Below are 21837 nucleotides of genomic sequence, written 5' to 3'. Positions count from 1 at the left end.
AATGATTATTACAAGCACACAAGAGGACACCCGAAATGAGCAACAAAGGGCAACTGCTACAAGACCCGTTTCTGAATACGCTGCGCCGGGAACATGTTCCGGTCTCGATCTACCTGGTTAACGGCATCAAGCTGCAGGGTCAGATCGAGTCCTTCGATCAGTACGTCGTGCTGCTGAAGAACACCGTCACCCAGATGGTCTACAAGCACGCCATCTCCACCGTTGTCCCGGCGCGTCCGGTCTCGATCCAGCAGGATCACGGAGACAAGCAGGATTGAACGCACGCTGTCTGAAAGCGGCCGCGCAAGCGGCCGTTCGCTGAATGTTTGAACGGCCCGCGAGCGGTAACAGGGCCGTCATCGTTCAACTCGATCTCGGCGAACCCGGCCAGGTTGAGCGACTGAACGAAATCTCTCTCCTCGCCAAGAGCGCCGGCGCTGAAGTGCTGGCCGTCGTGCGCGGCAAGCGGCGCGCACCCGATGCAGCCTTGTTCGCAGGGCGCGGCAAGGTGGAAGAAATTGGTGCTGCATGCCAGGAACACCAGGCCGATCTGGTGCTCTTCAATCACCAGCTATCCCCGGTTCAGCAACGAAATCTCGAACGCGAGCTGCAGTGCCGCGTTGTCGATCGCAATGCGCTGATCCTCGATATTTTCGCGTTGCGTGCCAAGAGTCACGAAGGCAAGTTGCAGGTCGAGCTGGCGCAGCTTGAACATCTGGCAACGCGCTTGGTGCGGGGCTGGACCCACCTTGAGCGGCAGAAGGGTGGCATTGGCTTGCGTGGCCCGGGCGAAAAGCAGCTCGAAACCGACCGCCGTTTGCTCGGCGTGCGGGTAAAGGCACTGAAGGAGCGCCTCGCCCAGGTTGAACGCCAGCGCAAGACACGTCGACGTGCAAGGGAACGTCGCGACATTCCGACGGTCTCTCTAGTCGGTTATACGAACGCAGGCAAATCGACGCTGTTCAATGCGCTGACTAAGGCGGGTGCCTATGCGGCAGACCAGCTGTTCGCGACCCTCGACACGACCTCCCGCAGGGTGTTTCTTGGTCGTGGCACCGTGGTGTTGTCGGACACCGTAGGTTTCATCCGCGACTTGCCGCACTCTCTGGTGGCAGCGTTTCACGCGACCTTGGAAGAGACTGCAAGTGCTGATCTCTTGCTGCATGTGGTGGACAGCGCCAGCGACGACCGTGAAGCTCAGATCGAGGTGGTCAACAAGGTGTTGCAGGAAATCGGCGCAGGTGATGTGCCGCAGATTCTCGTGCTGAACAAGATCGATGCGACCCTAGCGGCGCCCAAGGTTGAGCGGGACGCCTGTGGTAACATCGCCCGCGTTTTTGTCAGCGCTCAGACTGGCGCCGGCCTTGATGGCCTGCGCGAAGCGCTCGCCGAGCTGTTGCTCGGCGAGGACGTGCCCGCAGAGCCGGGCTGATCTCCAAGGACCATCCCTATGGTCATCACCGGAATTCTCATGTCTCTCAACGACCCGCGCTGGGGCAACAACAATCAGGGTGGCGGCGACCGCGGCGGCAATCAAGGGCCGCCCGATCTGGAAGAGGTATGGCGCGATGTCAATCGCCGCCTGTCCGGCTTCTTTGGTCGCAAGGGTGGCGGCAGCGGCGACTCGGGCGGTAATTCGCCAAGCCCCGGCCAGATCGGTGGCGGCATCGGCCTGATCGTCGGCGTCGTCGCCGCGCTATGGCTTGCGAGCGGTTTCTACATTGTTGATGCGAGCCAGCGCGGCATCGTGCTGCGCTTCGGCAAGTTCATCCAGAGCACCGAACCGGGTTTGCGCTGGCGTTTGCCCTACCCGATCGAGACGCACGAACTGGTCAACCTGACTGGTGTGCGTACCGTCGAAATCGGCTATCGCGGCAGCGAGCGCAACAAGGTGTTGAATGAATCGCTGATGCTCACGGACGACGAAAACATCGTGAACATTCAGTTCGCGGTGCAGTACGTGTTGAAGGATCCGAAGGAATACCTGTTCAACAACCGTGAGCCGGACGCAAACGTCGTTCAGGCGGCGGAGTCCGCGATCCGCGAGATCGTCGGCAAGAGCAAGATGGACTTCGTGCTTTACGAGGGCCGTGAGCAGATTGCGACGAACGCCGCGACGCTGATGCAGGAAATCCTGGACCGCTATCAGGCGGGGATCATGATCTCCAAGGTGACAATGCAGAATGCGCAGCCGCCCGAGCAGGTGCAGGCGGCATTCGATGACGCGGTGAAGGCAGGGCAGGATCGCGAGCGTCAGAAGAACGAAGGTCAGGCCTATTTCAACGACGTCGTGCCGAAGGCCAAGGGCACGGCATCGCGCCTGTTCGAAGAGGCGGCGGGCTACCAGGCTCGCGTGATTGCGAACGCCGAAGGCGATGCCTCGCGCTTCAAGAGCATCGTCACCGAGTATGCGAAGGCGCCGGAGGTGACGCGCCAGCGCATGTACCTCGACACCATGCAGCAGATCTTTGCCAACACCACCAAGGTGATGGTCGATGCCAAGGGCAATGGCAATCTGCTCTATCTGCCGCTCGACAAACTGATGCAGGCGACCGCTCAGGGCCCAAGCGCGCCGGTGGCAGCGCCGGACGTCGCTGCGACCCCGAGTCGTCCGGCGAGCACGGCTGGCTCGGATCCGGTCGCGCCGCCGAAGGCCGATGTGCCGGTGCCTGCCGATTATCGTAGTCGCGAAGCCATGCGTTCGCGCGAAAGGGGAGAGCGCTGATGCGCGAACGTTTGCCTTTGCTCGCGGGGCTTGCTCTCGCGATCATCGCGGTGCTGTCGCTCGCCGTCTTTACGGTGGATCAGCGCCAGTACGCGATCGTTTTCCAGCTCGGCGAGATCCGTCGTGTCGCCAACGAGCCGGGTTTGTTCTTCAAGGTGCCGCTGGTGCAGAACGTGCGCTACTTCGACAAGCGCATCCTGACCTTCGAAACCAGCGATCCCGAGCGTTTCATCACCAGCGAAAAGAAGAACGTGCTGGTTGATCTGTTCGTGAAGTGGCGCATCGTCGATCCAAAGGCCTACTACACGGCTGTTGGCGGCGACGAAGCGCGCGCCCGTACCCGACTGGAGCAGACCGTGAACGCTGGTCTGCGCGAAGAGTTCGGCAAGCGCACCGTGCATGAAGTCGTCTCCGGCGAACGCGAGCGCATCATGAACGAGATGCGCAGCAAGGCCGACCTCGATGCGCGCAAGATCGGCGTGCAGGTGGTGGATGTTCGCCTCAAGCGCGTCGAGTTGCCGACCGAAGTCAGCGCCGCTGTCTTCAGCCGGATGGAGGCAGAGCGCAAGCGCGTTGCAAACGAGCTGCGCTCGCAGGGCTCAGCCGAGGCTGAGAAGATTCGCGCCGATGCTGATCGCCAGCGCGAAGTGATCATCGCCGAGGCCTACCGCGACGCGCAGAAGGTCAAGGGCGAGGGTGACGCGAAGGCGGCCGCCATCTACGCGGAAGCCTTCAATCGGAACCCCGAGTTCTACAGCTTCTACCGCAGTCTGGAAGCGTACCGCCAGAGCTTCAAGAACCGCAGCGACGTGCTGGTCGTCGATCCGGGCTCGGAGTTCTTCAAGTACTACCGCGGAGCCGGCAGCAACAAGGGCGGCGCCGGCAAGTAGGCCATGTTTGATACCCTGTTCATGGCCTTCGCACTGATGCTGGTGCTCGAAGGCCTGCTGCCCTTTCTGGCGCCCGGTGTGTGGCGCAAAGTCTTTTTGCAGGTTGCCAGCCTCGCAGACGGCCAAATCCGATTCATCGGGCTGACCTCAATGCTGGTCGGCCTGATTCTCCTGATCCTTTCGCACTGATACTCATGTCGTCGCCGCGCTGGGCTTTGCCCGACCATATTGAAGACGCATTGCCACTTGAGGCCGCTCGCCTTGAGGCGATGCGCCGCCGCCTGCTCGACGAGTTCCGGCTCCACGGCTACCAGTTGGTGATGCCGCCGCTGATCGAGTACGTCGAATCGCTGCTTTCCGGTACTGGCAAGGAGATGGGCGAGCACACCTTCCGCATGGCCGATCCGTTCACCGGTCGCGTCCTCGGGTTGCGCGCCGATATCACGCCGCAGGTCACGCGGATCGATGCGCACCTCTTGAATCGGCAGGGTGTGACGCGTCTTTGCTATGCCGCGAGCGTCGTGCGGACGACCCCGCGCTCGCTTCTGGCGAGCCGTCAGCCGATGCAGCTTGGCGTCGAAATCTACGGCCACGCCGGCATCGATGCCGATATCGAGGTCATCCGCATGTTGGCGCGAACCCTTGATGTCGCTGGCGTGAAGGCTTCGCGCATCGACGTTGGTCACATCGGGCTGTTCCGCGCGTTCGCGGAGCTCGCCGGACTGAGCGCAGAGCAGGAGCGTGAGCTGTTCGCTGTGCTGCAGGCGAAGGATGTGCCGACGCTGGAGGCGATGACGGCCAGCATGCCGGCCGAGGCTGCTGCCGCCTTGCGGCAGTTGCCGGTGCTGTACGGTGATGTCAGTGTGCTTGCACGTGCCGCCGCGGTGTTGCCCGCAATTCCGGCCGTGCAGGCTGCTTTGGCCGATCTGCGCGCGATTGCTGAGGCATTGCCGGATCTGCCCTTGTCATTTGACCTCGCGGATTTGCGCGGCTACGACTATCACAGCGGGCTGGTATTTGCGGCCTTCTGTGGTACCTCGCCAGCCGCCGTGGCCTTCGGTGGTCGCTACGACGAGGTAGGGCGCGCGTTCGGGCGTGCGCGTCCGGCGACGGGATTCAGCGTCAATGATCTGCGTGACCTGATCGACGCGGATTTGGATGCCGTGTTGCCCGGTGCGGTGTTGGCGCCGGCCGGCGACGATCCGTTGCTCGCGCAGGCGGTTGCCTCGCTACGCGCCGCTGGTGAGATCGTCACGCGTGCGCTGCCGGGGCATGAGGGTACCTGGCGCGAAGCCGGATGTGATCGGGAATTGGTTCTGCAGGGCGACCGTTGGGTGGTCGTCCCGCTTCAGGGAGATTGAGCATGGCAAGAAATGTTGTCGTCGTCGGCACCCAGTGGGGTGACGAGGGCAAAGGCAAGGTCGTCGACTGGCTGACCGATCACGCGCAGGGTGTTGTGCGTTTCCAGGGCGGTCACAATGCCGGCCACACGCTGGTGATCAAGGGGCAGAAGTACGCGTTGAACCTGATTCCGTCGGGCATCATGCGCGATGGCGTACGCTGCTATATCGGCAATGGCGTGGTCGTCAATGCCGAGCATCTGCTGTACGAGATCGACAAGCTGGAAGCCGGTGGCATTGAAGTCCGCTCGCGCCTGATGGTCAGCGAAGGCTGCCCGCTGATCCTGCCGTATCACCAGAAGCTGGATCTCGCACGCGAAGCCCGCCGCGGCGAAGCCAAGATCGGCACGACGGGCAAGGGTATCGGGCCGACCTACGAAGACAAGGTCGCCCGCCGCGCGCTGCGCGTGCTGGATCTGTTCTATCCGGATCTCTTTGCCGAGAAGCTGCGCGAGAACCTCGACTATCACAACTTCGTGCTGACCAAGTATTTCGGCGGCGAAGCGGTTGATTTCCAGCAGACGTACGACGCCTCGATGGCCAACGCGGCGCGGGTGCTGCCGCTCGTGGGCGACGTGTCGGCTGCGCTGCATGCGGTCAACCGCCGCGGCGAGAACCTGCTGTTTGAAGGCGCGCAGGGCACGCTGCTGGACGTTGATCACGGCACCTACCCGTACGTGACGTCGAGCAACTGTGTGGCGGGCGCAGCGTCGCCCGGTTCGGGTGTTGGCCCGAACATGCTGCACTACATCCTGGGCATCACCAAGGCTTACACGACCCGCGTCGGTGCAGGCCCGTTCCCGAGCGAACTGCCAATCGAGGAAGAGGGCTGCGTTGGCCATCATCTGTCGACGGTTGGCCACGAGCGTGGCACCGTCACCGGGCGCGTGCGCCGTTGCGGCTGGTTCGACGCGGCCTTGCTCAAGCGCTCGATTCAGATCAATGGCGTTTCGGGTCTTTGCATCACCAAGCTCGATGTGCTGGATGGCATCGAAGAGCTGCAGCTGTGTGCGGGGTATCGACTCGACGGCAAGATCATTGACCTGTTGCCGATCGGCGCCGATCGCGTTGCGCGCTGCGAACCGATTTACGAGACGATGCCGGGTTGGAACGAGCCGACGGTGGGCGTGAAGTCCTACGACGCTTTGCCGGCGAATGCGCGCGCCTACCTGCGCCGTATCGAAGAGCTTTGCGGCGTGCCGGTCGACATGATCTCGACGGGCCCTGATCGCGAAGAGACGATCGTTCTGCGCCACCCGTTCAAGGGCTGAGCGCAGACAGTAACAGATGGGGTCTGGCTGCGATGGGTGGCCAGACCTCACGATGAAACGCCCACACCACTACACCGACGGCGAAACGGAAACGCGTGCAGGGAAAGCACAAAAGAAAAATGCCAGCTCGAAGAGCTGGCATTCTTTGCGAAATTCTTGGTGCCCAGGAGAGGACTCGAACCTCCACACCTTGCGGCACTAGTACCTGAAACTAGCGCGTCTACCAATTTCGCCACCTGGGCATTCGCTGCTCCGCAGCGAGAACAGAAGTATAAACGAAGGAATTGAATTGTCAACAACACCAAAGAAAAATATGCGCTCACGCAAGACGACGATGAGTGAAGTACCCGATACCGCCGCTGAAGTTACGCCGGCGGCCGAACCGAAAAAGCGCGTGAGCAAGAAGGCTGCTGGCCCGGCGCTCTCGAAGATTCGGCGCGCAGATCCGTTTCTCGAACGGGAACTGCAGAAATACGAATATCCGCTACCGAGCCGCGAGTACATCCTGCAGACCCTGACGGATCGCGGCGTGCCGATGACCGGCGAAGATCTCGCCGACGCGCTCGACATCACGCTCGAAGAGTCTGACGTGTTTGCGCGCCGCCTCGGTGCGATGGAACGCGACGGTCAGATGATGCGCAACCGTCGTGGCGCGTACATCCTGCCGGACAAGGCGGATCTGATTCGCGGCCGGGTGGAAGGCCATCCCGATGGGTTTGGCTTCCTGAAGCCGGAGGAGGGCGGCGACGACCTCTTCCTCGGCCCGCGCGAGATGAAGGCCGTGCTGCACGGCGACCGCGCCCTGGTGCGGGTCACCGGAGCGGACTGGAAGGGGCGTCGCGAAGCCAAGATCGTCGAAGTGCTTGAGCGCGCTAACGAGCGCCTGGTTGGTCGCGTCGTTGTCGAGCACGGCGTGCACTACGTTGTGGCCGAGAACCGACGCATCAACCAGGAGATCCTGCTCGCGCGCGAGGGGCGTACCAAGCTTCCCGTCGCCGGTCAGGTCGTGACCGTCGAGCTTGTGCAGCAACCGACCAAGAACAGCCAGCCCATCGGCAAGGTGGTCGAGGTGCTGGGGGCGTACGCCGACCCGGGCATGGAAATCGAGATCGCCCTGCGCAAGCACGATCTGCCGTTTGAGTTCTCGAAGGCTGCCAAAGCGCAGACTGCGCGGATTCCCGATACGGTGCGCGAGAGTGATCTGGGCGGTGGCCGCGAGGACTTGCGCGCACTGCCGCTGGTGACGATTGACGGAGAGACCGCAAAGGACTTCGATGACGCAGTGTTCGCCGAACCGGTTGGCAAGGGCTGGCGTTTGGTCGTCGCGATCGCCGATGTGAGCCACTATGTCACCGAGGGCAGCGCGCTCGACAAGGACGCCTACGAACGCGGCAATTCGGTCTACTTCCCGCGCCGGGTCATCCCGATGCTGCCGGAGAAGCTCTCGAACGGCCTGTGCTCGCTGAACCCCAACGTCGATCGCCTGTGCATGGTCTGCGACATGGCGATTTCGGTGACCGGCAAGATTCAGCGCTATCGCTTCTACCCTGCCGTCATGCATTCGAAGGCGCGCCTGACCTACACCAAGGTCGCCGCAGCCCTGTATGACAAGGATGAGGCCACGCGAGCAGAGCTTGCGCCCTTGTTGCCGCATCTGGAGTCGCTCGACGCGGTGTTCCAGATTCTGCTCAAGGCGCGCGCGCGGCGCGGTGCGATCGATTTCGAGACGACCGAGACGCGCATGGTGTTCAACGATCAGGGCAAGATCGAGAAGATCGTGCCGGAGACGCGCAATGACGCGCACCGCCTGATCGAGGAGTGCATGCTCGCAGCCAACGTATGCGCCTCCGAATACCTCGAGTTCAACGAACAGCCGGCGCTGTATCGGATTCACGAGGGGCCGAAGCCGGAGAAGCTGGAAAAGCTGCGGACCTTCCTCGGCGAATTCGGGTTTGATCTGGGCGGTGGCGACGACCCGGCCGCATCTGATTTCGCGCGCCTGATCGACCGTATCAAGACGCGGCCGGATCGCCAGCTGCTGCAGACGGTGATGCTGCGTTCGCTGCGCCAGGCGATGTACAGCCCGGACAACGTCGGCCACTTTGGCCTTGCCTATGACGCATATACCCACTTTACGTCGCCGATTCGTCGCTACCCGGATCTGCTGGTGCATCGCGCCATTAAGGCAGTGATCGCTCGCCAACAGCCGCGCAAGAAGAGCAAAGCGGCGGAAGCGCTCGCCGCGCTGGATCTTGATGAAGTCGGCGCGCATTGCTCGGCAACCGAGCGTCGTGCTGACGAAGCTACGCGCGATGTCGAGGCCTGGCTCAAGTGTTTCTTCATGCAAGACCGGATCGGCGAGCAATTCGAAGGCAGCGTTTCTGCCGCTGTCCCGTTCGGCATTTTCGTGGCGCTCGACGATGTGTTCATCGAAGGCTTGGTGCACATCTCGGATCTGGGTGCCGACTATTTCCACTTCGACGATGCGCGTCACGAACTGGTGGGCGAGCGCACCGGGCAGCGTTTCCGTCTGTCCGATCGCGTGAAGGTGCAACTGGTGCGCGTGGACCTCGAAAGCCGCAAGATCGACTTCCGCCTGGTCGAGGCCACCCCGTCGGCAACCGCGCGTCGCGGCAAGACTGCGCGCGACGCCGCGCGTGGCGATGCACGCGAGAAACCGGTTGTGGCATCGCTGGACGATGACGAAGGTGAGTTCGTGAGCTGGCGCGAGCTTCAGGGGGTGAAGGCCGGCGCCCAGGTGCCGGGCGCGGCCGCAGGTCGCCGCAAGACGGCGGGGCCGGCACGCGAACGCAGCGGTCCGCCACCGGCGGGTGCGAAGAAGGCGGGCGCCAAGCCAGCCAAGAAAGCAGGCGCCGCGCCGCGTAAGGCAACCGGCGGGAAGCCCGCACCGACAGGCAAGAAGCCGGCGCCCAAGGGTGGCCCGCGCAAGAAGGGAGGCCGTCGTGGCTGAAACGCGTTACATCCATGGTTTTCACGCGATTGGCGCCAAGCTGCGGCATGACCCGGAATCGGTGCTCGAAATCTATCTGGACGCCAAACGCGCCGATGCGAGGGCGAAGGACCTTGTGGCGCGCGCTGAACTGGCGGGCGTGCGGCTACATCCGGTGGATGGGCCACGGCTGGATGGCATGGCGGGCACCCACCGCCACCAGGGCGTTGTCGCAAAGATCGACGCGCGGCAGCGCGCGCTGAAAGTCGACGATGTGCTCGAAGGGCTGACGGAACCGGCGCTGCTGCTGGTGCTCGATGGGGTGACTGATCCGCACAACCTTGGCGCTGCGTTGCGTGTGGCAGACGGCGCTGGGGCGCATGCGGTGATTGCGCCGAAGGACCGCTCGGTCGGGCTCAACGCCACGGCGATGAAGGTTGCCAGCGGCGCTGCGGACACCGTGCCCTACATCACCGTGACCAACCTGGCCCGCACGCTGCGCGAGTTGCAGGATGCTGGCGTGTGGTGTGTCGGCGCGGCGGGCGAGGCGGAGAAGGACCTCTACGCCATCGACCAGCGTGGATCGCTCGCCTGGGTGCTGGGTGCTGAGGGTGATGGGCTGCGTCGACTCACGCGCGAAACCTGCGACGAGTTGGCGAAGATACCGATGTACGGCTCGGTCGAGAGCCTCAACGTCTCGGTTGCCAGCGGAATCTGCCTGTTTGAGGCGAGGCGGCAGCGCACGCGTAGCGCCTAAGGCGATTGCTCGGCGGTTCGCCCTCTGCGCAGCGCCAAGTATCGGCTGCGCAAGGGCTGCGGCGACCTCGCGTCGTTAGACGGCGCATTGCCGCGCAGATGTCCGCTTTCGCCGTGTTATGATTCGGCGTGGCGGGTCTCCTCGCATTGCAGCGTGGGAATCTGGTCAGGTCCGGAAGGAAGCAGCCATAACCGCTCCCTGCAAGTGCCGGGGGTCAGGCTCGCCACCCTGACTACGAGAAGGGCGCCGAAGGAAACTTCGGCGCCCTTTGCTTTTTCAGCGCGGTGCGTCCTTACGTCGCGATGCCGACATGCTTGCCGATACCGTGCGCCGGTGAAACGATCGTGTGGATGCGCGGGTCGAGATGCGGCGTCCGGTCTGCTCCGATCGCGCTGGCGCCCTGCATGGCCAGAACCGTTACACCGCCCATGAAGATGGCGAGCCCAAGGCTGCGGCGCGCGCGGCGCAGGGTGTGGCTGCGAGTGATCTGGTTCATGGTGGCCTCCCGTTGCTCTGTTGGTGTTGCCCAGTGTGGTCGTTTGGTTTCGGTAGGGCCAATTGATTAAAGCAACCATTGTCATCAGGTTTGCCTATCGATCGGCTACGCCGCACCGCTCGCGGGGCCCCTCCGACCCTCTGCTAGAATCCCCCGCATGAGTTACTTGGTGCTGGCGCGCAAATGGCGCCCAAAAAGCTTCGACACCCTCGTCGGGCAGGAGCATGTGGTGCGCGCGCTGACGCATGCGCTGGCCACCGGCCGCCTGCACCACGCCTGGCTCTTTACCGGCACGCGAGGGGTCGGCAAGACGACGATCTCGCGCATCCTCGCCAAGGCCTTGAACTGCGAGACCGGGGTGACGGCGACCCCGTGCGGCGTGTGTTCGGCCTGCCAGGAAATCGATGCCGGGCGCTTCGTCGATTACGTCGAGATGGACGCCGCGAGCAACCGTGGCGTGGACGACATGGCCTCGCTGCTGGACAAGGCGGCTTATGCGCCGACCCGCGGTCGCTACAAGGTCTACATGATCGACGAAGTGCACCAGCTCACCGGGCATGCGTTCAACGCGATGCTCAAGACGCTGGAAGAGCCGCCCGCGCACATGAAGTTCATCCTCGCGACCACCGATCCGCAGAAGATTCCGGTGACCGTGCTGTCGCGCTGCCTTCAGTTCAATCTGAAGCAAATGCCGCCGGGGCACATCGTCGATCACCTGTCGCGCATCCTTGAGCAGGAGAACGTGCCCTTCGAGGCCGGCGCCTTGCGCCACCTCGCGCGCGGCGCGAATGGTTCGATGCGTGATGCGCTGTCCTTGCTTGACCAGGCGATCGCGCATGGCGCGGGCCGTGTCGAGGAGCAGGGCGTGCGCGACATGCTGGGCTCGGTTGGCGAGGATCAGCTCTACGCGCTTGTGGAAGGCCTTGCGGCACAAGACCTTCCGGCGATGCTGGCGGTGGCCGACGAGATGCAGGCCCGTAGCCTCAGTTTTGAAGCCGCATTGCAGGCGTTTGCCAGTCTCCTCCACCGCCTTGCGCTGACCCAGTTCGCGCCGCAGGCCATCATGGACCTGCAGGAGCGTGCGCAGCTTGAAGCGTTGGCCGCGCGTTTTGATCCGGAATTCCTGCAGCTGGCCTATCAGATCGCGATTCATGGTCGCGACGATCTTGCGCTGGCGCCGGATCCCTATGCCGGATTCACGATGACACTGCTGCGCCTGCATGCGTTCCGGCCGGAGATGCCGGGCGATGCACGCGGTGCGCAGGGTGGGGCGCCCTCGGGTGGCGGTGCGCCGCGCGCGCGACCAATGCCGGCCGCTCCGCAGGTCGCAACCACTGCGCCACAGACACAGGCTGCACCCGCCGCGGCACCGCACGCGCAAGCGCCGGTGGCGGTGTCGACGCCGCGCGAGCCCGCGCCTGATCCCGAACCAGAGCCTGCTGCGCCAGCGCCGGCTGTCGCTGCACCGCAAAGCGAACCGCCGTTTGATCCAGGTTTTGATGACCGCTACGAACCGGTACTCGAGCCGGATTTCGAACCGCCATTTGATCCACCCTATGTGCAGGCGGAGGCACGTACCGCTGCGCCAGCTGCACGCGAAGCCGCGCAGAAGCCTGTCGACGTGGCGCCTGCGGTTGTCGAACCGGCGAGCTGGAATGGCGCGCTCGACGACTGGCATGGCATGGTTGCCGCGATGCGGCTGGGCGGACTGGTGCGTGAGCTCGCGCAGCAATGCGAGCTGCTGGGTTTCGATGGTTCCTTGGTGCGCTTGCGCCTGCCCGAAACGCACAAACATCTTGCCGCGATGCAGAGCACGCGCGACAAGTTGCAGGACGCGCTAACCGCCTTGTTGGGGCGCGCTGCGCGTCTTGGTATTGAGATTGGCGCCGTTGCCAGTGAAACGCCGGCACAGCGCAACCAGATTGAAAAGCAGCGTCGCCATGCTGATGCCGTGGCGGCGCTGGAGGCCGATCCCTTCGTGCGCGAAGTGATCGAACGATTCGACGCGACGCTTGTGGAAGCGTCGGTAAAACCGCTTTAAGAAGGAGAGCAAGCGATGTTCAAGGGTGGTGGCATGGGCAATCTGGCCGGGCTGATGAAGCAGGCCCAGCAGATGCAGGAAAACATGAAGAAGGCGCAGGAAGCCCTGGCGCTGATCGAGGTCGAGGGTGCGTCGGGTGCCGGTATGGTCAAGGTTCAGATGACCTGCAAGTACGATGTGCGCCGTGTGACGATTGATCCCTCGGTCATGGATGACAAGGAAATGCTTGAAGACCTCGTCGCCGCCGCCATGAACGATGCGGTGCGCAAGGTTGAAGCCACCACGCAGGAGAAGATGGCCGGCTTCACCGCCGGACTCAACCTGCCGCCGGGCATGAAACTGCCCTTCTGAGCCAATGGCGCGCGGTGCTCTGCCAAGTGCGGAGCTACGCGCCTCACAACTGAAGCGACTGCATGCCTGCCGCCCTAGACGAACTGATTGATGCCTTGCGCGTGTTGCCAGGCGTGGGGCCGAAGTCCGCCCAGCGTATGGCCTATCACCTGCTGCAGCGTGATCGTCAGGGCGCAGGGCGTCTCGGTCGGGCGCTGGAAGGCGCGCTTGCGCACATCCGCCATTGCAATCGCTGCAATACCTTCACCGAGGCCGAGGTCTGCGATCGCTGCCTCAATCCTGCGCGCGATCCGCAGCAGCTTTGCGTCGTGGAGATGCCGGCCGACCTCGCGATGATGGAGCAGACCCACGCCTACCGCGGCATGTACTACGTGCTGATGGGGCGCGTCTCACCACTCGACGGTATCGGCGCGCGCGAACTGCGGCTCGACCGCCTGTTGGCGCGAGCGACCGACGGCACCGTGCAGGAAGTGATCCTCGCGACGAACTTCACCAACGAGGGTGAAGCGACTGCGCACTACGTCGGCGAGATGCTGCGCGCGCGCGGGCTGAAGGTCAGCCGCATCGCCCGCGGGCTGCCGGTCGGCGGCGAGCTGGAACACACCGATATCGGAACAATCGCGCAGGCGCTGGTCGAGCGCCGCGCGCTCTGAGGGCTGCAAGCTGGACGAACAACGCTTCCTCGATCTGTTGTTCGGGCGCATCAAGCGCCCGTGGGTGACCACCGTGCTGCTGCTGGCCAACGGTTTGGCATTCGGCTGGCTGATGCTGCGCAGCCACGGCTTGCTGCAGATCGACAGCCGGGTGCTGATTCGCGCCGGCGCACTGTACGGCCCGGCGGCACTGACGGGCCAGACATGGCGTGTCGTCACCGCGCTGTTCCTGCACGGCGGGCTGATGCACATCGCGATGAACATGTTCGCGCTGTGGCAGGTCGGTGCGGTGACCGAGCGACTCTTTGGGCACCGCAACTTCCTGCTGACCTACGCCGGAGCGGGCCTGCTCGGCTCGCTCGCGAGCCTGTGGTGGAAGCCCGCGGTGCTGAGTGTGGGCGCTTCGGGCGCGATCTTCGGTCTCTACGGCGCCTTGCTCGCCTACCTGATTTTTGAACGCCGCGCGGTGCCCGAGGGCTTGCTGCAGGAACTGCGCACCAGCACGGTGGCGTTCATCGGCTTCTCGCTGGTCGCCGGATTCACCTTGCCGGGCATCGACAATGCCGCGCACGTCGGCGGCCTGGTCGGCGGTTTCGTACTCGGTGCGGGCTTTGCTCATCCGCTCGACCAGAAGCCGGGGCTGGGCGTTTGGCTGCGCGGGCTCGCTGGCATCTCGGCGGTATGCGGTGTTGCGCTGGTGCTGTGGGGCGGGGCGCAGCCGGCGGGTGAAGGCTTCCGCCGCATGGCTGCCGAGCAGCATCAGACCCTGCTGTTCGCCGAGGCGGATCAGGAGCTGACACAACACACGGCGACGTTGGTGGCCGGTATGCGGCAGGGCAAGATCACCAGCGCTGAAGCGCTCGAACAGATCGAGGGGGAGCTGCTGCCGGGGCGCGAGCTGCAATTGCGCACTGTGACGGCGCTGCCCGCAGGGGCGCCGAACCGCGAGCTTCTGCTGCATTACGTGCAGGCGCGGCGCAGTGCCGTGGTCGCCCTGGGTCAGGCCTGTACGACAGGAAATCCGCGCTGGTTTGATCTGGCGGTTAACCATTCGCTGCGGGCTGACAACATCATCCTTGCATTGCGTCTGCAGCAGGCCGAAGGCGTCAAGAGCAGGCAGTAAGTTTGCCCGGGGGAGGGCAGCAATGAACACGACGGTGGGCGCTACGGTGAAGTGGGGCGTGCTTGGCGCCGCACGGATCGCCGAACAAGCGTTGATTCCGGCAATCCGGGCTGCGGGTGGGCATGTGGCCGCCCTCGGCTGCCGTGATTTGCAGCGGGGCCAAGCCTATGCGCAGCGCAATGGCATCCCGCACACGATGGGCTATCTCGATCTGGTGCAAAACGCGGATGTCGATGCGGTCTATATCGCCCTGCACAACGCCGCGCATTTGCCCTGGGCGCTTGCCGCCCTGGCTGCGGGAAAGCATGTGCTGTGCGAGAAACCGCTTACGCTTAACGCGCGGCAGGTCGCGCAGTTGCAGGCTGCTCAGCGGATTCACGGCCGCTTTGCGATGGAAGCGTTCATGTATCGCTTCCACCCCGCGATCGAGCAACTCCACGCGCTGGTGCGTGATGGCGCGATCGGCCAGCCGCGCGTGATGCGCGGCGCCTTCGCTTTCGTGCTCGACCGGCCCGAGGATGTGCGCTGGGACCCGGCAATGGGTGGCGGCGCCCTGTACGACGTCGGGTGTTATCCACTCGACCTGATGCGCCAGTTGACCGGTGAGCAACCCGACGTGCTGGCAGCCCAGGCGAGCTACACCGATCGCGGTGTGGACCATGCGCTGAGCGCGCTGCTGCGGTTCGGCGATGCGACGGCGCACATGGACTGCGGCTTCTCGCTGCCTTTTCATCAGGGGTTTGAAGTGCTCGGCGCGCACGGCGCCCTGCGGGTTGATCAGCCCTTCCTGAACAAGGACCGGGATGTCGTGCTGTGGCACGACGCGCACGCGCATCGCTTTCCGCCCACCGATGCGTATGTACGCATGGTGTCCCATTTTCAGCGTGCGATTCGCGTCGAGGAGCCCCTGCGGTATCCGCTTGATGATGCGTTGGCGCAGGCGGAAACGCTCGACCGTGTTTTTCTGGCGATGGAGCCAGCGCCAACCGGCGCAATGTGAGTCGTAGTGCGGGCGCGCTGCTAAGCTGAAAGCAGGCCCAAAACAAGAAAACGAGGGTTGCGATGAAGGCCTTTCCGGCGGTGATGAGTCATCCTGGGGTTCGGCGCTGGGGGCGCCGTGCGGCGATCGCGGTTGTAGCGGTTCTGGTACTCGCCGGGGTCGTGGGGGTGCTGGTGCCGCCCTTCGTGCGCGGCGCGCTGCAGAAGGAATTGGGCGCCGTACTTGACCGGCCGGTCACGGTCGGTGCCGTGCACATCAACCTGCTTCGGCTCTCGGCCGGCATCGATGACCTGAAGGTCGGCGGGCGCCCCGGTGAGCCGCCGCTGCTCGAAATCGGCCGCGCCGAAGCCAATCTGGAAGGCCCCAGTTCCCTGCTGCATCGTGCTGTGGTCGTGCGTTCGCTCAGTATCGAACGGCCGCAGCTGTACGTTGCCCGCGAGGGGGCGAACCGCTACTCGATCAGCGATATTCTCGAACGCCTCGCCAAGCAGCCCAAGAAAGAGGGCGGCGGCGACACGCGCTTTGCGCTCTACAACATCGAAGTCCGCGATGGCGTGCTTCGCTTCAACGACAAGCCTGTTGGCCGCGAGCACCGCATTGAGCGCCTCACGTTTGGCCTGCCGTTCATTTCCAGCATCCCGGCGGATGTCGATATCTTTGCCAGCCCGCACCTGTCGGCGCTGGTGAATGGCACCGCGCTCGAACTCGGCGGCAAGGCGCGCCCCTTCTTGCGCGAGCGGCGTGATGCTGAAATCGAGCTCAAGCTGGCACCGATCGAACTGGCCCCATATCTCGCCTATCTGCCCAAAAAACCGGGGGTTACCCTGGACAAGGGCAAGATCGCGGCCGATCTGCGCCTCCGCTTCGAACAGCCTCTGGGCAAGGCGCCCGCCATTTCGCTGTCGGGCCAGGCCAGCGCGCTGGATTGGCTGGTGCGCGACTCGGACGGCAGCGACATCGCCCACTTCGAGGCGCTGCGTATCGCACTCGCCGACGTTCAGCCGCTGGCGCGTAAGGCGCATGTGCAACAGGTGGAACTGGTCAAACCCGGCATGGCGGTCGAGTTCGATCGCACGAACCGGGTCAAGGCCGTACTGGCGATTCAACGCGAATTGCTGGCCTACGCGGCACCGGCCGATGCGGCGGCGCCTGCCCAGCCGGAAGCCGGCGGCGGCTGGCAGTGGCAGATCGACCGCATCGCGCTGGATCGTGGGCATGTCGATATCTCCAACGTAACCACCGATCCGCCCGTGAAGATGGCTGTTGAAACCCTGGACATCGAACTGAAGGGGCTGTCTTCGGCGCTTGATAAAGCTGCGGCGCTCAAGGTTGCTGCCAAGGGCGACGCGGGTGAATCGATCGGGCTCGATGCGAAGCTTGCGATCAAGCCGCTGCATCTGGCCGGGGTGCTGGACTTCGCTGAGTTTCAACCTGCGCGGGGCTCGCCCTATGTCGCGGCGACGGTGCCTGGATTGGTGATCGATGCCGCCCGTTTCAGCGGCCATGTTCCGTTGGATCTTCAGGTTGGCGAAAGCGGTGTCGGCATCGTGCTGACTGATGCGGAGCTTGGCGCAGCAGACGTTGCGCTGCGCGTGCGTGGCGAGAAGACGCCCTTCCTGAAGGCCCCGAAGATCGCCCTGAGTGCGGTGACCTTGGACCTTCCGCAGCGCACGATCAAGCTCGGCGCCGCGACGATCGACGCACCTGAATTCGCTTTGCAGCGTGACAAGGAGGGTCGTTTCAATCTCTCGCGCCTGATGGGAACGAAGCCGGCCGCCAAAGCGAGCGAACCGCCCAAGACCGCCAAGGCGGAATCCGACTGGGCCTACGCCCTGGGCGAACTGAAGCTCAACGGCGCAACGCTGCGTTACGACGACGTCTCGCACGCGACCCCGCTGCGCCTGAACCTCTCGCCACTGACGCTGGCCGTGAGCAACGTGGACAGCCGTGCGGGCAGCTACGCGCAGCTCAAGTTGGCAACGGGCTGGAACCAGAAGGGGAAACTGACGGTGGATGGACGCGTGTCGCCGCAGCCGCTGCGCGCCGACTTGAAGATTGACGGCAGTGGCCTGGACGTCGTGCCGCTGGTGGCACAGGTGACGCGTGACTATGAGGTCTCCGTGACACGCGCGAAGGTGTCGGCGCAAGGGGCGCTCAGCCTCGACCTGAGTAAGCCCGATGCGCCCGCGGGCAGCTACAAGGGACGCGTGGCGGTGGCGGATTTCTCGTCGCTCGATCTGATCAACGATGCCGACTTCGTGCGCTGGGGCAACTTCTCCGTCAGCGGTATCGATCTGCGCTTGGCGCCATTGTCGATCGGCATCGGCGAGATCGCGTTGCGCGATTTGCAGACCCGGCTGATTCTGAGCAAGGAGGGTGAGCTGAATCTGCGCGAAGTCACGCAGCGTCGTCATTCGGATGACGACACCCCCACGCCCCCGCCTACTGATGCCAAGAAAGCGGCGACTGCAACCAGCACGACGACGGTGCCACCCGCGAAGCCGATGCCGCCGATCCGGATCGACCGCATCGTTTTGAGCGGCGCGTCGATCAACTACAGCGATCGCTTTGTGCGGCCTAATTTCGATGCACGCCTTTCCGGGGTTGCCGGCCGTATCGAGAACCTCGGTACCGATCCGGCGAAAGTGGCCTCGCTGGATCTGCGGGGTGCGGTGGATGGGCTGGCGCCGCTCGAAATCAGCGGCCAGCTTGCGCCGTTCCGTAACGACCGCTTCCTCGACGTGAAGACCTCGGTCAAGGGGTATGAGCTCACGGCCCTGTCGGCATATGCGAGCAAGTACGTTGGCTACGGCATCGAGAAGGGCAAGCTCTCGATGGATCTGCGCTACCGCATCGAAGATCGCAAGCTCAGCGCCGAGAACCATGTGTTCCTCGACCAACTGACCTTCGGCGACAAGGTCGAGAGCCCGGATGCAACCTCGCTACCGGTGCGCTTCGCGGTGAATCTGCTGAAGAACAGCCGCGGCGAAATCGACGTCAATCTGCCCGTGGGGGGCACGCTTGATGACCCGGAGTTCTCGGTCGGCGGCATCGTCTGGAAGATGATCCTCAACTTCTTCGGCAAGGTCGTCTCGTCGCCGTTCTCCTTCCTGGCAGGCGGTGGTGCGGATGCCGATTTTTCCAACCTGCCGTTTACCGCGGGTTCGGCCCGTATTGACGCCGAAGGCACCAAGCGACTCGATACCGTGGCGAAGACCTTGAAGGACCGGCCTGCGCTTACCCTTGAGTTGATCGGGCGCGCCGATCCGCTGGTGGACGCGGAGGGGCTCAAGCGCGAGAGCTATCAGCGCAAGGTTCGTAGCCTGAAGTTGCAGGACATGGCGAAGGCGGGCGAATCGGGCGGCAGCATCGACGAGGTGCGCATCGACCCGGCCGAATATCCGGCACTGCTCAAGCGTGTTTACGCCGACGAGAAGATCCCCAACAAGCCGCGCAACGTCGTGGGGATGCAGAAGGATGTTCCCGTCGCTGACATGGAGCGGATGCTGATGAGTGTTGCCAACGTCGGCGACGCCGATGTGCGCGCACTGGCGCAGGAGCGTGCGAACCAGGTCAAGGCTTGGTTGGTCGAAACCGGGAAGGTGCCCGTCGAGCGCGTGTTCGTTCTGGCGCCAAAGGTGGGAGAAGACAAGGACAAGAGCGACGCGAAGGCTGCCACAAGCGCCAGTCGCGTCGATTTTTCACTGCGCTGACCCAATCGGTCTGGCGCGATTATCGGCTGACGGAGCAACTCACACCCATGACGCAAGCCCTTGGCGCGGAAGCGCTGGACCAATTGTTCAACGCCGCACGCACGCACAGCAAATGGCTCAACAAGCCAGTCGAGCCCGCGTTACTGCACCGACTTTACGATCTGCTGAAGATGGCGCCGACGTCGGCCAACTGTTCGCCGGCACGCATCGTCTTTGTGACCTCGCCGGAAGCCAAGGCGCGTCTCGCCCCAGCGCTTGACGACGGGAACCGCGCAAAGACGATGGCGGCGCCGGTGACGGCGATCATCGGTTACGACCTGCAGTTCCACGACCGCCTCGACTTTCTGTTTCCGCATACCGACGCAAGATCCTGGTTCGCGGGCAATGACGCCAAGATCCAGACCACGGCCTTCCGCAATGGCAGCCTCCAGGGCGCTTACCTGATTCTTGCCGCCCGTGCTTTGGGGCTCGATTGCGGGCCGATGTCCGGCTTCAACAACGCGATGGTCGATGTCGAGTTCTTCGCCGGCACCGCCATCAAGAGCAACTTCCTCTGCAACCTCGGTTACGGTGACGCGAGTGCGCTGCATGCGCGCAGCCCGCGCTTCGCCTTCGACCAGGCATGCAGCATCGTCTGAGGCGCACCATGGCAATCGCAAAACTCACCGAGGCCGAGCGTGCAGCGCTGGTGTCACTGAACGGGTGGGCGCACGACGCCAGCCGTGATGCGCTGGTGAAGCACTTCAAGTTCAGGGACTTCAGCGAGGCCTGGGGATTCATGAATCGCGTGGCGCTGCTGGCAGAGAAGCACGACCATCATCCCGAGTGGAGCAACGTCTACAACCGCGTCGAGATCTTGCTGACGACACACGACGCAGGCGGTTTGTCGGCGCGCGATGTGGCGATGGCGAAGGCGATCGACGCCTTGTGATCGCCGCAGTTGGCCGAGAACGAAAAAAGGGCACCCGAGGGTGCCCTATTTGTTGTGGTGATCGACCGACCTCAGGCTGCGGCGAGCGCTTGCTCCAGATCGGCGATCAGGTCGTCGATATGCTCGATACCGATCGAGAGGCGTACCGTATCCAGCGTTACGCCCGCTTTCTCAAGTTCCGCCGGCGAGAGTTGGCGGTGCGTGGTGGAGGCCGGGTGGCAGGCAAGCGACTTCGCGTCGCCGATGTTAACCAGGCGGGTGAATAGCTTCAGCGCATCCTGGAAGCGCGCGCCGCCTTCCAGGCCGCCCTCGACGCCGAAGGTCAGGATGCCGGACGGGCGGCCGCCCATGTACTTCTGCGCCAGCGCATGGTCGCGGTGGTCGGCAAGCCCCGCGTAATTCACCCACTTCACCTTCGCATGGCCCTTCAGGTATTCGGCGATCTTGCGGGTGTTCGCAGTGATGCGATCCATCCGCAGCGCGAGCGTTTCGATGCCCTGCAGGATCATGAAGGCGTTGAAGGGGGAGATCGCGGCACCCATGTTTCGCAGCGGCACCACGCGTGCGCGGCCGATGTACGCCGCCGGGCCAAGCGCTTCGGTGTAGACCACGCCGTGGTAGGACACATCCGGCTCGTTGAGGCGGCGGAAGCGCGCCTTGTGATCCGCCCACGGGAACTTGCCCGAGTCGACGATCGCACCGCCGATCGAGTTGCCATGGCCGCCGAGGTACTTCGTCAGGGAGTGCACCACGATGTCCGCGCCGAACTCGATCGGCCGCAGCAGGTAGGGCGACGGCACGGTGTTGTCGACGATCAGCGGCACCCCGTGGCGGTGCGCGATGGCAGCGATGGCTTCGATGTCGGTGATGTTGCCGAGCGGGTTGCCGATCGATTCAACATAGACCGCCTTGGTCCGCTCATCGATCAATGCTTCAAAGCTCGCCGGGTCACGGTAGTCGGCAAAGCGTACGTTGATGCCGTACTGCGGCAGCGTATGGGCGAACAGGTTGTAGGTGCCACCGTAGAGCGTGGCGGCTGACACGATGTTGTCGCCGGCCTCCGCGATCGTCTGGATCGCGTAGGTGATCGCCGCCTGGCCGGAAGCCAGTGCCAGCGCGGCGATGCCGCCTTCGAGCGCGGCCACGCGCTTCTCCAGCACATCCTGAGTCGGGTTCATGATCCGCGTGTAGATGTTGCCCGGCACCTTCAGGTCAAACAGATCGGCGCCATGCTGGGTGTCGTCGAAGGCGTAGGCCACCGTCTGGTAGAGCGGCACCGCGACTGCGCGCGTGGTCGGGTCGGGCGAGTAGCCGGCATGTACCGCAAGCGTTTCGAGCTTCATCTGTTTGGTCTCCGGGTCACAAAAACAAGCGCACGAGTATAGAGGCGGCGCCCGCGGCGGCTATTGCGAAATCTTGCAATGCATATCGTCTCCTGCCGCCATTCTGGCGCCGCTGGCGTCAACTTGAATAAATACATGGGCTTGTATAAAATCGCGGGTTCCCTTGCTCCACCGGTTTCGCATGCCGGGGGGC

At 63.8% G+C, this 21837-nt stretch carries 19 protein-coding genes, 1 tRNA gene and 1 other RNA gene; 18 read left to right on the top strand and 3 right to left on the bottom strand.

The window, feature by feature from the left end:
* Positions 1-35 precede the first annotated feature (35 nt).
* Genes hfq through JY500_RS15540 form a run of 7 tightly spaced genes read left to right on the top strand, consistent with a single transcriptional unit; the run spans position 36 to position 6286 of the window.
* On the top strand, positions 36-278 hold the full coding sequence (gene hfq, locus JY500_RS15570; protein WP_172197483.1) for an RNA chaperone Hfq: 243 nt from the start codon (positions 36-38) through the stop codon (positions 276-278).
* 44 nt (positions 279-322) lie between these two features.
* Entirely contained in the window at positions 323-1432 is a 1110-nt protein-coding gene (hflX, locus tag JY500_RS15565) for a GTPase HflX (RefSeq protein ID WP_206253730.1), read from the top strand.
* A gap of 39 nt (positions 1433-1471) precedes the next feature.
* Entirely contained in the window at positions 1472-2725 is a 1254-nt protein-coding gene (gene hflK, locus JY500_RS15560) for an FtsH protease activity modulator HflK (RefSeq protein ID WP_206253729.1), read from the top strand.
* A complete protein-coding gene (gene hflC, locus JY500_RS15555; protein ID WP_206253728.1) occupies positions 2725-3615 on the top strand; it encodes a protease modulator HflC in 891 nt (296 codons plus the stop codon). Before hflK ends, hflC begins: the two co-directional genes overlap by 1 nt.
* A 3-nt stretch (positions 3616-3618) precedes the next feature.
* On the top strand, positions 3619-3804 hold the full coding sequence (locus tag JY500_RS15550) for a DUF2065 domain-containing protein (protein ID WP_172197495.1): 186 nt from the start codon (positions 3619-3621) through the stop codon (positions 3802-3804).
* A gap of 5 nt (positions 3805-3809) precedes the next feature.
* Positions 3810-4976 carry an ATP phosphoribosyltransferase regulatory subunit gene (locus tag JY500_RS15545; protein ID WP_206253727.1) on the top strand — a complete coding sequence of 389 codons (1167 nt, stop codon included), beginning with the start codon at positions 3810-3812 and terminating at the stop codon, positions 4974-4976.
* 2 nt (positions 4977-4978) lie between these two features.
* Entirely contained in the window at positions 4979-6286 is a 1308-nt protein-coding gene (locus tag JY500_RS15540; RefSeq protein WP_172197501.1) for an adenylosuccinate synthase, read from the top strand.
* A 157-nt stretch (positions 6287-6443) separates the two neighbouring features.
* On the opposite strand, the gene JY500_RS15535 is transcribed toward JY500_RS15540, so the two are convergent.
* A tRNA-Leu gene (locus tag JY500_RS15535) sits at positions 6444-6528 on the bottom strand.
* Between the two features lie 92 nt (positions 6529-6620).
* Between JY500_RS15535 and rnr the strand changes: the two genes are divergently transcribed.
* The 3 genes from rnr to ffs all read left to right on the top strand — a co-directional run bounded on the left by rnr (position 6621) and on the right by ffs (position 10221).
* Positions 6621-9257 (top strand): ribonuclease R, encoded by a 2637-nt coding sequence (rnr, locus tag JY500_RS15530; protein ID WP_206253726.1) that lies wholly within the window; start codon positions 6621-6623, stop codon positions 9255-9257.
* Positions 9250-9993 carry a 23S rRNA (guanosine(2251)-2'-O)-methyltransferase RlmB gene (gene rlmB / locus JY500_RS15525; RefSeq protein ID WP_172197507.1) on the top strand — a complete coding sequence of 248 codons (744 nt, stop codon included), beginning with the start codon at positions 9250-9252 and terminating at the stop codon, positions 9991-9993. Before rnr ends, rlmB begins: the two co-directional genes overlap by 8 nt.
* Before the next feature lie 130 nt (positions 9994-10123).
* Positions 10124-10221, top strand: an RNA gene (gene ffs / locus JY500_RS15520) — signal recognition particle sRNA small type.
* A 64-nt stretch (positions 10222-10285) separates the two neighbouring features.
* On the opposite strand, the gene JY500_RS15515 is transcribed toward ffs, so the two are convergent.
* A complete protein-coding gene (locus JY500_RS15515) occupies positions 10286-10489 on the bottom strand; it encodes a hypothetical protein (RefSeq protein ID WP_206253725.1) in 204 nt (67 codons plus the stop codon).
* A 157-nt stretch (positions 10490-10646) separates the two neighbouring features.
* Between JY500_RS15515 and dnaX the strand changes: the two genes are divergently transcribed.
* The 8 genes from dnaX (at position 10647) to JY500_RS15475 (ending at position 20301) form a co-directional block, all read left to right on the top strand.
* A complete protein-coding gene (gene dnaX / locus JY500_RS15510; RefSeq protein WP_206253724.1) occupies positions 10647-12530 on the top strand; it encodes a DNA polymerase III subunit gamma/tau in 1884 nt (627 codons plus the stop codon).
* A 15-nt stretch (positions 12531-12545) separates the two neighbouring features.
* Entirely contained in the window at positions 12546-12881 is a 336-nt protein-coding gene (locus JY500_RS15505; RefSeq protein WP_172197515.1) for a YbaB/EbfC family nucleoid-associated protein, read from the top strand.
* 62 nt (positions 12882-12943) lie between these two features.
* Positions 12944-13534 carry a recombination mediator RecR gene (recR, locus tag JY500_RS15500; RefSeq protein ID WP_172197518.1) on the top strand — a complete coding sequence of 197 codons (591 nt, stop codon included), beginning with the start codon at positions 12944-12946 and terminating at the stop codon, positions 13532-13534.
* 64 nt (positions 13535-13598) lie between these two features.
* Positions 13599-14657 (top strand): rhomboid family intramembrane serine protease, encoded by a 1059-nt coding sequence (locus JY500_RS15495; RefSeq protein ID WP_206253723.1) that lies wholly within the window; start codon positions 13599-13601, stop codon positions 14655-14657.
* Between the two features lie 22 nt (positions 14658-14679).
* Positions 14680-15657: a Gfo/Idh/MocA family protein gene (locus JY500_RS15490; RefSeq protein ID WP_206253722.1), complete on the top strand. Its 978-nt coding sequence runs from the start codon at positions 14680-14682 to the stop codon at positions 15655-15657.
* A 62-nt stretch (positions 15658-15719) separates the two neighbouring features.
* Positions 15720-19370 carry a DUF748 domain-containing protein gene (locus JY500_RS15485; protein ID WP_206253721.1) on the top strand — a complete coding sequence of 1217 codons (3651 nt, stop codon included), beginning with the start codon at positions 15720-15722 and terminating at the stop codon, positions 19368-19370.
* Positions 19371-19417: 47 nt separating this feature from the next.
* The gene (locus JY500_RS15480; RefSeq protein WP_206253720.1) at positions 19418-20008 is read left to right on the top strand and encodes a malonic semialdehyde reductase; all 591 of its coding nucleotides are present in this window, start codon (positions 19418-19420) and stop codon (positions 20006-20008) included.
* Between the two features lie 8 nt (positions 20009-20016).
* Positions 20017-20301: a 4a-hydroxytetrahydrobiopterin dehydratase gene (locus JY500_RS15475; protein WP_172197533.1), complete on the top strand. Its 285-nt coding sequence runs from the start codon at positions 20017-20019 to the stop codon at positions 20299-20301.
* 71 nt (positions 20302-20372) lie between these two features.
* Here the strand turns inward: JY500_RS15475 and JY500_RS15470 are convergent, their stop codons facing one another.
* Complete coding sequence (locus JY500_RS15470) at positions 20373-21644, bottom strand: O-acetylhomoserine aminocarboxypropyltransferase/cysteine synthase family protein (protein WP_172197536.1); 1272 nt, start codon at positions 21642-21644, stop codon at positions 20373-20375.
* Positions 21645-21837: the final 193 nt, after the last annotated feature.

The organism is Niveibacterium microcysteis, from assembly GCF_017161445.1.
Lineage (GTDB): Bacteria > Pseudomonadota > Gammaproteobacteria > Burkholderiales > Rhodocyclaceae > Niveibacterium > Niveibacterium microcysteis.
The sequence above is the reverse complement of the archived record's forward strand: the minus strand, read 5'-3'. Positions and strand labels throughout refer to the sequence as shown.

What these genes read in the sequence shown, in the direction of transcription:
- hfq (WP_172197483.1), top strand. Translation starts at nt 36, where the DNA reads ATGAGCAACAAAGGGCAACTGCTACAAGACCCGTTTCTGAATACGCTG.
- hflX (WP_206253730.1), top strand. Translation starts at nt 323, where the DNA reads ATGTTTGAACGGCCCGCGAGCGGTAACAGGGCCGTCATCGTTCAACTC.
- hflK (WP_206253729.1), top strand. Translation starts at nt 1,472, where the DNA reads ATGTCTCTCAACGACCCGCGCTGGGGCAACAACAATCAGGGTGGCGGC.
- hflC (WP_206253728.1), top strand. Translation starts at nt 2,725, where the DNA reads ATGCGCGAACGTTTGCCTTTGCTCGCGGGGCTTGCTCTCGCGATCATC.
- JY500_RS15550 (WP_172197495.1), top strand. Translation starts at nt 3,619, where the DNA reads ATGTTTGATACCCTGTTCATGGCCTTCGCACTGATGCTGGTGCTCGAA.
- JY500_RS15545 (WP_206253727.1), top strand. Translation starts at nt 3,810, where the DNA reads ATGTCGTCGCCGCGCTGGGCTTTGCCCGACCATATTGAAGACGCATTG.
- JY500_RS15540 (WP_172197501.1), top strand. Translation starts at nt 4,979, where the DNA reads ATGGCAAGAAATGTTGTCGTCGTCGGCACCCAGTGGGGTGACGAGGGC.
- rnr (WP_206253726.1), top strand. Translation starts at nt 6,621, where the DNA reads ATGAGTGAAGTACCCGATACCGCCGCTGAAGTTACGCCGGCGGCCGAA.
- JY500_RS15515 (WP_206253725.1), bottom strand. Translation starts at nt 10,489, where the DNA reads ATGAACCAGATCACTCGCAGCCACACCCTGCGCCGCGCGCGCCGCAGC.
- dnaX (WP_206253724.1), top strand. Translation starts at nt 10,647, where the DNA reads ATGAGTTACTTGGTGCTGGCGCGCAAATGGCGCCCAAAAAGCTTCGAC.
- JY500_RS15505 (WP_172197515.1), top strand. Translation starts at nt 12,546, where the DNA reads ATGTTCAAGGGTGGTGGCATGGGCAATCTGGCCGGGCTGATGAAGCAG.
- recR (WP_172197518.1), top strand. Translation starts at nt 12,944, where the DNA reads ATGCCTGCCGCCCTAGACGAACTGATTGATGCCTTGCGCGTGTTGCCA.
- JY500_RS15490 (WP_206253722.1), top strand. Translation starts at nt 14,680, where the DNA reads ATGAACACGACGGTGGGCGCTACGGTGAAGTGGGGCGTGCTTGGCGCC.
- JY500_RS15485 (WP_206253721.1), top strand. Translation starts at nt 15,720, where the DNA reads ATGAAGGCCTTTCCGGCGGTGATGAGTCATCCTGGGGTTCGGCGCTGG.
- JY500_RS15480 (WP_206253720.1), top strand. Translation starts at nt 19,418, where the DNA reads ATGACGCAAGCCCTTGGCGCGGAAGCGCTGGACCAATTGTTCAACGCC.
- JY500_RS15475 (WP_172197533.1), top strand. Translation starts at nt 20,017, where the DNA reads ATGGCAATCGCAAAACTCACCGAGGCCGAGCGTGCAGCGCTGGTGTCA.
- JY500_RS15470 (WP_172197536.1), bottom strand. Translation starts at nt 21,644, where the DNA reads ATGAAGCTCGAAACGCTTGCGGTACATGCCGGCTACTCGCCCGACCCG.